Source organism: Mycobacterium sp. 1245801.1 (assembly GCF_001673055.1).
Taxonomy (GTDB): Bacteria; Actinomycetota; Actinomycetes; order Mycobacteriales; family Mycobacteriaceae; genus Mycobacterium; species Mycobacterium europaeum_A.
Window position 1 is genome coordinate 1 of record NZ_LZKY01000067.1, and the last position, 661, is coordinate 661.

Below are 661 nucleotides of genomic sequence, written 5' to 3' on the forward strand. Positions count from 1 at the left end.
CGCTGGTGAACACCAGCGGGCCCGTTCCTTATTCGCAGTGAAAAGAGTTCGGCCGCAGCATAATTAAAAGCTCCGCACCCGGCTGACGCCCGGGTGCGGAGCTTCGTAAACGGTGCCTGATTAGTCCTGGACGATCACCGGGTCGCCGACGTGGACGTGGTCGTAGTACCACTCGGCGTCATCGGGGCTCAGGCTGATGCAGCCGTGGCTGACATTCTCGAGACCCAGGGCGGGGACGGCCCACGGGGCCGAGTGCACGAACAGCCCGCGGCTGGTGATGCGGACGGCGTAGTTGACCGTCAGCAGGTAGCCGTTGGGGTCGTCGACGGGGATGCCGACGCTGCTCGAATCCATCGTCACCGCTTCCTCTTTGGCCAGCACGGTGTAGGAGCCGACCGGCGTCGGGTATTCCGGCCTGCCCATCGAGGCGGGCATCACGCCCTGCTCGCCGAAGTGCGGCCGGTGGTGCGGCGCGGGCAGCGACGTCGGCGGTCCCGCCTCGGCGCCGTCGATGCTGACGGTGAAGGTGTGTTCGGAGATGCTGGCGACGCCGATCACGGCGGGGCCCGTTTTGATCTCGGCGGCCGCGCCGCCCACCGTCAACGGAATCGTGCTGTGCGCCGGCCAGTATCGATCCGGCACCCACTGCACAACCTTGTTG

At 67.0% G+C, this 661-nt stretch carries 1 protein-coding gene; it reads right to left on the reverse strand.

Going from position 1 to position 661, the window contains the following annotated elements:
- Nucleotides 1-120 precede the first annotated feature (120 nt).
- Nucleotides 121-661 (reverse strand): L,D-transpeptidase (locus A5622_RS04280; protein WP_066876404.1); only part of this gene is annotated, 541 nt, incomplete at its 5' end.